Source organism: Saccharopolyspora sp. NPDC000995 (assembly GCF_053599315.1).
The window spans coordinates 1-8609 of sequence record NZ_JBSFLZ010000189.1 but is presented as its reverse complement, the minus strand read 5'-3'; the positions used below and the strand labels follow the sequence as shown (position 1 = coordinate 8609).

Here is an 8609-nt window from a genome sequence, read left to right as displayed (position 1 = left end):
GAAGTCGCTGTAGCTCGTCGCGCAGGGTCGGCCAGGTGGTGGCTGTGCGGGTCTCAGCGATGCGGATCAGTAAAAGGGCCAGCCAGCAGAGCAGGACGTGGGCGCGTATGCGTTTCTCGATTCGGTGGTAGACCGGTCGCAGATCGATGATCTGCTTCATGTCACGCCAGCCACGCTCGACTTCCAGGAGTTGCTTGTAGCCCAGGGCGATGTCCTCGGCCGAGAGTGTCGGGTCGGAGGTGCGGAGTAGGAACTTGCCGTCGAGTTTCGTTTCGCGGTCGATGGCCTTCTTGTCGACGCGCAGCAGCCCGCCAGGCGTGGTGCGCAGGTACCGCTTCAGGCCCGGCTTGGTGGAGATGACGCCTTCGAGCTTCGCGCGTTCGGGGCGTGACAGCTTGTCGCTTTCGGCGATCGCTTCCTCCAGCAGGGCGACCATCCGTTCGCGGATGTTCGCGTCGCGGACGGCGGCGTCGGGGTTGAAGCAGACCACGAACCTGTCGTCGGCAAGGTCGGCGTCCAGCCGTACTTCCTTGACTTCCAGGTTGCCCGCCACGGTCTTGTACCGGCCCTGGCGTGAGAGTGCGGCGCGGGCTTCGGGGCTGGCGCCGCGCAGCTTCTCCCCAAGGATGTAGTGCCCGCCGGCCCGTTGCAGGTAGCGGCGATTGTCCGCAGAGGTGAAACCGCGGTCGGCGACCCAGACCACCCGTGACAGCGACCAGTCCCGCATGTCGTCCTTGACCTGGCGGATCAGGGCACTGTCAGCTGTGTTGCCCGGCCATGACCAACAGCGGACAGGGATCCCGTCGCGGGTGACGGCCATCCCGACGACGATCTGCGGCAGATCCGGGCGGGAGTCCTTGGACTTGCCCCAGGTGCGAAACCCGGTCTCCTTCACCGTGTCCTCGCCGTCGGTGACGATGTTGCCGCGCTCGTCGCGAGCAACGGGTGAGTCGGCGTCCCCGATCTCGAAGTACGTGGATGTGGTATCGAAGAACAGCAGATCGACTTCGAGGTTGAGCAGGTCCGCGGTGTTGTCATAGACGATGCGCGACAGCTGCGGCTCGACCTCGACGAGCCAGTCCATCGCCCGGTAGCAGGCCTCGTCGACGACGGAGTCCAGGCCGTCGATGACGACGTCGTACTCGAGCCAGCGGGTCGCGGCCAGCTTCGAGGACGGGGCCAGCGCCCGGTTCGCGACCAGCGCGAACAGGATCCGCTCGACGCGGTCGTCCATCCGCGTCCCGGCCAGCATCGTGCGCATCGCTTGATCGATCCCCAGCCGGCGCCACAGCCCGTCCAGGACGAACGACCCACCCAGCGGCCGTGATTCGGTGAACGTCAGATCCGCCGTGGTCCTCGCGGCCAGCGCGTCGCCTGGTTCCAGCAGCCGGCACAGTGCCGCCACCAGCCGCCGGATCCCCGCGGTATCGAGTTGGTCCTCGCGGCCGAAGGAGTAGAGCACCTTGGTCTTCGACGCCTTCGCGGCCGGGTCCCACTCGTTGTGGGCCAGTTGCAGGTAGCCGATCACCTGACCGTCGCTGGTCCGTCGGGTCGAGCGCTTCACATACACGGCGACCAACTCTAGCGATCAACCTCCTATTCGATCAAGCCAATCCAGCAGGTCACAGTATGTAACTGCTTGAATCGTGTCACTAGGGGTTTCTGCTGTTTCCACCAGGACACAGTGCCCTGACCTGGAGCGACGCCGCCGATCGTGTCGTCAGAGCCCAATTATCTGTGGAACGCGGGGGTTTTGGCTCGTCGGAAACGATGCGCCCGGTCTTCCAACAAAGCCTCGGCGTACCGGGCGCGCTTTCGAACCACCACCACGAACGCCGACAGGTGCTCACCCATGCAGTAGCCCTGGGCGCTTGCGCAACGGTCTCGGCGCCTACCAGTTCGATTGCGGGCAGGTGTTCTTCGGTGCGAAGGGGCCGTTTTTGTTGAAGGCGTGTTCGGCGAAGCGCTCTCCCATGCGGCGGTGGCCTGCTCCGTCCGGGTGGAGTTGGTCGGGCAGCGGTAGTTCCTCGAAGTCCGGCTCTCCGTAGAGGGTGCGACCGTCCAGGTAGTGGAGGTTCGGGTCGTCGGCCGTTCGTTGCGCGGTGATTCGGGCGAGCTCGGCCCGGATGGCGTTGAGCGTCAGCCGCCCGGCGGCCCGGTCCGACGGGTCGCCGAGGGCCCGGAAGCTAACCTTCGGGCCGTCGAAGTCAGGGGCGAGAGGGCCCGGGGTATCCTCCTGGATCGGGCAAAAGATGGGGGAGACGACCAGCAGCGGAGCGGACGGGTGGCCTTCGCGGATGGTGTCGAGGAAGCCGTGGACCGCCGGGGCGAAGGCGCGCAGGCGCATCAGATCCGCGTTGACGAGATTGATGCCGATCTTGAGACTGATCAGGTCAGCCGGGGTGTCGCGCATGGTGCGCGCGGTGAACGGGTCGAGCAGGGCGTTGCCGCTGAACCCCAGGTTGATCAGCTCCACGCCACCCAGGACGGCGGCCAGCACCGGCCAGATCGCGGTCGGGCTCCCCGCTGCGGAGCCATGGCTGATCGAACTGCCGTGGTGCAGCCAGACCCTGCGCCCGCGATCCGGCGCCGCCTCCACCGGGGCGTCGGTGCGCAGGGCGATCAGCTCCGTGGTTTCGACGTGTGGCAGCCAGATTTCGACGTCCTTCACGTCCGCGGGCAGCTCGGCGAACCGGACCGTGGCTGCGGGGCCGGGGCTGACGACCGCGGACAAAGTGGCCATGTCGATGGTGCGGACATTGCCGCCCGTCGCGGTGGCCTGGCCTGCTGGACGGCCGTCGACGAGCAGGTCATACACGCCGTCCGGAGTCGCCGGGGCGCCCGTGTAGACCATCTTCGTGGGGATCACGTCCAGTTCGATCGCGGTGGCCCGGGTGCGAAAGGCCAGTCGCACACCGGAGGGCTGGGACTCGACCACCGCCAGGTGTTCGTTGGGGAACTGCTTCCGGGCCCAGGCGGGCAACCGGTGCGGCAGCACGCCGTGCTCGGTGTTTTCCAGGTCCAGAGCTCCGCGCAGGATGCGGGGTTCGATCGGGGTGGTGATCCAGTCGGTCACCTCGGCCTCCTCAACGGGTTTCGAATGCTTGAAGGCGCGGCGAATGCGGGCCCGTTCGCCGTTCACCGTTGCGTGGCGTCGCTGGCATTTCGCGCGGTTACCCGACCACCTTGTTCAGGAATCCGGTCAGGTTGGTTGTGGTCCGCTCGACCTTCTCCGTCAACGCGAGCGACCCGTGGAGGCGCTCGCCGGAGCCGACTTCCTTTTTCCCGTGCACGTAGAGCGAGCAGACCAGACCGGTGCGGTAGGAGCCGACGGAGTTGCCCTGCTGCCCGCCCCGGGCCGCCCTGCGCGCAATCGTTAGTGAGACACCGTCTCCGGTGTGCGTGGTCAGCAACAGCGAGCACCTGCTGCGCCGCAGGTGTCCGGCATGCGGCGAAGCCAGCCGCAGCACGACACCCACCAACCCGTCGCCGGACTCGGTGACGAGGTAGGCCCGCCGCGACGCGGCGGAATTCCGCCACCCTAAGAAATCCAGGTCGTGCCACGGTGGCCAGGTCCTGGGGGGACAGGCAGGCGCTTGGACTCGCCTTTGGTGCGGTTGACAACGATGCGCGGTTTTCGCGCTCGATAGCAGGCCTCATAGATATAAAGCTACTCATCCTAGAGTTTCGTCGCGACCTATTTAGTTCTAACCTAGACCCTCTAGGAGAGGGGTGCGGATGGCACGTGCGGGGTTGAACGCCGAACGCCTGACCCGGGCTGCGGCGGAACTGGCCGACGAGGTCGGCTTCGGGAACGTGACCGTCTCGGCGCTAGCGCGCCGATTCGGCGTGAAGGACGCGAGCCTGTATTCGCACGTCAGGAACGTGCAGGACCTGAAGGTCGGCGTGGCGGTGCTGGCCCTGTCGGAGCTCGCCGACCGGGCCGCCGGCGCGCTGGCCGGTCGCGCGGGCAGGGATGCCCTCGTCGCCTTCGCCAACGCCTACCGGGATTACGCCAATGAGCACCCGGGGAGGTTCGCGGCGGCGCAGATGGAGCTCGACGCGGAGACCGCGGCAGTCAGTGCGGCGCGTCGGCACTCGGAGATGACGCGGGCGATCTTGCGCGGCTACGACCTGTCGGAGCCCGACCAGACGGATGCCGTGCGGCTGCTGGGCAGCGTCTTCCGCGGGTACGTGAGCTTGGAGGCGGCGGGCGGGTTCCGCCACCACCCGCGCGAGGCGGACGCCTCCTGGTCCAGGGCCTTGGACGCCCTCGACGCCACCCTCCGGAACTGGCCGCCCGCTTCGTGATTCGTGTCGGTCAGTTGAGGCCGAGCATGCGGATGCGGCGGTTGATCGCGTCCGACTCGCCATTGATCGAGACGTCGCCGGTGGCGATCGCTTCGAGCGCGCCCCCGGTACCCGCAGACCACCGCGAGCGGCGAGAGCGCACGCTGTGTCGCGTCGGCAGCGGGCTTCCCGGGCAGCGACGCACCTGGTGCGCTTGCGCGACCCTCCTGCACTGGTCCGCAGCGCCGTGCCGACCGACATACCTGAAGGAAGCACGCGCGAGGGCCAGGCTGGTCGCGGCAATATGCGCCTATCTCTATATCGGGGCTCCGCTGCCGGTCGGGCGTTTGCGGGCTGCGATCGAACCGTTCAGTGGTTGCACCACTACTCTCCGTGCTACGGAGAGTGACTGTCTCCACGGTTCACGGATCGATCTTAATCGAATAGGGTACATTGCGACGGCATGAAACCCCCGAATTGTCGACGCTCCGTAACTGCCCTGACTGCTCTCTTGATCGGTGTCGGAACCGCCGCCGCCTGGGCCCCCGCAGCGGGCGCGGCTTCCTCGGTCGAGGACCAGGTCGTCAACCTCGTGAACGAGAAGCGCGCCGACGCCGGCTGCAACTCCGTTTCGGTGGACTCCCGGCTCTCCTCGTCGGCCAAGGCCCACAGCGCCGACATGGCCAATCGCGCCTACTTCGATCACACCACCCCCGACGGTGTGACCTTCTCGCAGCGCATCTCGAAGGCCGGCTACCCGTCGCCGGGTGCCGAGAACATCGCCATGGGCTACCAGACCGCACAACAGGTCATGGACGGCTGGATGAAGTCCGACGGTCACAAGGCCAACATCCTCAACTGCTCCAACAAGACCATCGGCGTCGCCGTCGACACCAACGGCTACTACTGGACACAGGACTTCGGGCGCTGAGCCGTCCGGTGGCTGCCCGGCATTCGGCATACTGCCCGCTGATGATGTTGCCGCCAGTGGAGAAGCAGGCAGCTGCCTCGTTCGACGAAGCGCTCCGACGGCGTCGAAACAACCGCGAGCACTCCGCCGCCCCGCTGTCCGCGCAAGCGGTCAGCCGACTGCTGTGGGTAGCGCAACGCATCGGCCACCAGGTGGTGGACCACTGCGTCACCAGTAACAACTTCAGTAGCGCGCGGGGTGGACACGCCCCACGCCAACACCACGGCTTTGTCCTCCGGGCGAAGGGCCCCATCTGGGAGCGTATGTGCGCTGACCGGCGCTTTTAAGGTTTGTTAATCTTGATGGGCCCACTGTGGGCAATCAAGGTCCATTATGGACAGACTTGGGGCGGCGCTAACTCTCGGTAAACCGAAGTTGCGCAAGAGATACGGGATGCGCGAAGGGCAAAGATAATGATCTATAGGACTGCCGGTCTGCTGATTGAGTCTCGCTGATACGCCCACGGCCATGCTGCACGAAGCGATGGCACCCTTCAGTGAACAGCTAGAAATCGAAGACTGGCGATGATCCCGCCTCCGCTTGAGGCCGGTTGGTACCAGCCTCCACAACCGCACCAATCGGCTCTTCGGTCCACAAACAAGTAATGTCGGCAGCGAGTAGGGCGATACGACGCAGCATTACGCAAAACGCGAAGGCGATTGTCGAGTTATATCTCCGAGTTCGCCCGCCTCCCGCCAGGCCCCTGTAAAAGGGCGTCTTCGCTCGTCGGGCTTCCGTGACGGGCCTGCCCCACGGCCACTCGGGGTGTGGGCGCCGAGCGGGCCGGAGTCCGTGCTGTCTTCTACTGCTTCCGGATCAAAGGTGCGCCTTGCGGTCGGAAGGGTCCAGCGTTCGGCTGAGGGTGTGGGCCTCGTGCAGGAGGAGGGCGCCGAGTTCGGGTTGCCGGTCCGGGCGGAAGCGGGATTCGATGCCGGTCAGCGTCAGGGCCCACACGGGTTGCCCCGCGCGGTCGAACACCGCCGCCGCCATGCCCCAGCTTCCCTCGACCACCAGACCGGGGTTTACGGAGTAGCCATCGCGCCGGGTGCGGGAGATGCGGGCGCGCACTTCCTCGGGGGCGTGCGTCTGGCCCCATCGGCTGGTCAAGTCGGTCCGCTCCAGGTAGGCGTCGATCTCAGCGTCGTCGAGGAAGGCGAGGATGACAAGGCCCGCGGAGACGACTCCGAGCGGGAACCGGGCGCCCTCATAAAGCACGAAGGACCGGATCGGGAAGTCGCCGTCCTCGCGGAGCAGGCACACCGTTTCCTCTCCTCGCAGAGCCGAGAAGAACGCGCTTTCACCGGTCTTGGCCGCCAGCCGGTGCACGCTCGCGCGGGCGTGGTGCGTGACGTCGTAGCGGGTGCCGGCCGTCTGCCCCAGCAGGTACAGCTCGGGGCCGAGGAACCACCGGCCGGTGCGCCGGTCGCGGTCGACGAACCCCTCATCCGCCAGGGAGCAGAGCAGGCGGTGCACGGTCGGCCGGGGGAGGTCAGTAGCCCGGGCGAGGTCGCTGGTGGCCGCCCCCGCCTCGTTGGCGGCGGACAGTGCCCGGAGCACCGAACCGACCCGGCCGATCAAATGGGCATTGGGGCTCGCGCTCATGCCTCCATCCTAACGTCCACTGAATGAACACCAAGGTCGATCAGAGGTCACCTGACGAACAGTTCGGCCGCCGTTCATCCTTGTTTGTTGCGGTGAACACGAGGTTGCTCCTTTACTGCTGCTGTTCGTTCAGCGGACCGATGAAGGGGTGATGAGTTGTCAAAGCTGCGTTCGAGTGCGGCGGAGGCACTGGCCGATGTGCTCGAAGACGGGATGACGATTGCCGCCGGCGGCTTCGGCCTGTGCGGTATCCCGAGCGACCTCATCGAGGTTGTCCGCGACAGCGGGGTCACCGGTTTGACGGTGGTCTCCAACAACATGGGTGTTGACGGCAAGGGACTCGGGCTGCTGCTCGAGAACCGCCAGGTGGCGAAGGTGATCGCGTCCTACGTGGGTGAGAACAAGCTGTTCGCCCAGCAGTACCTGGACAAGGCGCTGGTCGTGGAGTTCGCGCCGCAGGGGACGCTGTCCGAGCGGTTGCGGGCCGGCGGTGCGGGAATCGCGGCGTTCTACACGCGCGCGGGCGTCGGAACCCCGGTGGCCGACGACAAGCCGTTGGCGGAGTTCGACGGGCAGACCTACGTCCAGGAACGGGGGATCGTCGCTGACGTGGCGCTCGTGCACGCCCACACCGCGGACCCGGCCGGCAACCTCGTCTACCGGGCGAGCGCGCGGAACTTCAACCCGGTCATCGCGACCAGCGGGAAGGTGACGGTGGTCGAGGTCGAGCACTTGAGCGAGGAGTACCTCGACCCGGAACTGGTCATCACCCCGGGCATCTACGTTGACCGCATGGTCCTCGCCCAACCCCGCATCAAGGACATCGAGAAGCGCACGGTGCGCCCCCGCGTCCCCGCCCTGGCCGACTAGGAGCAACCCATGACCTGGACTCGCGACGACATGGCGGCGATCGCCGCCGCCGAACTCCGCGACGGCGACTACGTCAACCTCGGGATCGGCATCCCGACGCTGGTCGCCAACCACATCCCGGACGGCGTGCAGGTAACGCTGCAGAGCGAGAACGGTATCCTGGGCCTGGGGCCCTTCCCCTTCGAGGGCGAGGAAGACGCCGACCTCATCAACGCAGGGAAGCAGACCGTCTCGATCAATCCCGGAGCGAGCTACTTCGATTCGGCGGAGTCGTTCGCGATGATGCGCGGCGGGCACATCGACATCGCCATCCTGGGCGCTCTCCAGGTGAGCGAGGGCGGCGATCTGGCGAACTGGACGATCCCCGGTGCCCTGGTGAAGGGCATGGGCGGTGCGATGGACCTGGTCGTCGGTGCCCGCAAGATCGTCGTACTCACCGATCACGTGGCAAAGGACGGCACACCGAAGATCGTCGAGCGGTGCACGCTGCCGCTGACCGGTGCCGGAGTGGTAGACCGGATCGTCACGGACCTGGCGGTGCTCGACGTGGCAGCGGAGGGGCTGCGCCTGGTCTCGCTCGCCCCCGGTGTCACAGAGAGCGAGGTTCGGGTCAAGACCGGCGCCCCGATCCTGGAACCGGTTGCGACGCGGTGATGCTCACGAGCACCGATGTGGGTCTCGTCGGTGCCCCGGGCGTCATTCCCGTGCAGCCGCAGCAGCTTTCGGACGCGACCTACAGATTTTGGGAGTGGACCAATGGAAAGAGCACGAACGACCGGTAGTTCTGTGATCGTGGCGGGGGCGCGGACTCCGATGGGGCGGTTGCTCGGCTCGCTAAAGGACTTCTCGGGTGCGCAGCTGGGTGGGGTTGCGATCA

General features: G+C 66.5%; 9 protein-coding genes. 4 read left to right on the top strand and 5 right to left on the bottom strand.

Features of this window, described 5'->3' with window-relative positions:
• The 3 genes from ACWDKQ_RS33890 to ACWDKQ_RS33880 form a co-directional block, all read right to left on the bottom strand.
• The coding region (locus tag ACWDKQ_RS33890; RefSeq protein ID WP_450142848.1) for an IS1634 family transposase at positions 1-1570 on the bottom strand (1570 nt) is incomplete at its 3' end.
• Positions 1571-1891: 321 nt separating this feature from the next.
• On the bottom strand, positions 1892-3076 hold the full coding sequence (locus tag ACWDKQ_RS33885; RefSeq protein ID WP_450142846.1) for a GDSL-type esterase/lipase family protein: 1185 nt from the start codon (positions 3074-3076) through the stop codon (positions 1892-1894).
• 97 nt (positions 3077-3173) lie between these two features.
• Positions 3174-3554, bottom strand: a complete 381-nt coding sequence (locus ACWDKQ_RS33880) for an FBP domain-containing protein (protein ID WP_450142847.1) — start codon at positions 3552-3554, stop codon at positions 3174-3176.
• A 184-nt stretch (positions 3555-3738) separates the two neighbouring features.
• On the opposite strand from ACWDKQ_RS33880, the gene ACWDKQ_RS33875 reads away from it, so the two are divergent.
• Positions 3739-4311, top strand: coding sequence for a TetR/AcrR family transcriptional regulator (locus tag ACWDKQ_RS33875; protein WP_450142845.1), 573 nt, complete (start codon positions 3739-3741; stop codon positions 4309-4311).
• Positions 4312-4321: 10 nt separating this feature from the next.
• Here the strand turns inward: ACWDKQ_RS33875 and ACWDKQ_RS33870 are convergent, their stop codons facing one another.
• The gene (locus ACWDKQ_RS33870; RefSeq protein WP_450142844.1) at positions 4322-4453 is read right to left on the bottom strand and encodes a hypothetical protein; all 132 of its coding nucleotides are present in this window, start codon (positions 4451-4453) and stop codon (positions 4322-4324) included.
• Between the two features lie 348 nt (positions 4454-4801).
• Between ACWDKQ_RS33870 and ACWDKQ_RS33865 the strand changes: the two genes are divergently transcribed.
• Positions 4802-5221: a CAP domain-containing protein gene (locus ACWDKQ_RS33865; protein WP_450142843.1), complete on the top strand. Its 420-nt coding sequence runs from the start codon at positions 4802-4804 to the stop codon at positions 5219-5221.
• An 855-nt stretch (positions 5222-6076) separates the two neighbouring features.
• On the opposite strand, the gene ACWDKQ_RS33860 is transcribed toward ACWDKQ_RS33865, so the two are convergent.
• The gene (locus ACWDKQ_RS33860) at positions 6077-6862 is read right to left on the bottom strand and encodes an IclR family transcriptional regulator (RefSeq protein WP_450142842.1); all 786 of its coding nucleotides are present in this window, start codon (positions 6860-6862) and stop codon (positions 6077-6079) included.
• A gap of 156 nt (positions 6863-7018) precedes the next feature.
• Here ACWDKQ_RS33860 and ACWDKQ_RS33855 point away from each other — a divergent pair, with 156 nt between their 5' ends.
• Both ACWDKQ_RS33855 and ACWDKQ_RS33850 read left to right on the top strand, forming a co-directional pair.
• On the top strand, positions 7019-7732 hold the full coding sequence (locus ACWDKQ_RS33855) for a CoA transferase subunit A (protein WP_450142841.1): 714 nt from the start codon (positions 7019-7021) through the stop codon (positions 7730-7732).
• Positions 7733-7741: 9 nt separating this feature from the next.
• On the top strand, positions 7742-8386 hold the full coding sequence (locus ACWDKQ_RS33850; RefSeq protein ID WP_450142840.1) for a CoA transferase subunit B: 645 nt from the start codon (positions 7742-7744) through the stop codon (positions 8384-8386).
• The last annotated feature ends 223 nt before the right edge of the window (positions 8387-8609 follow it).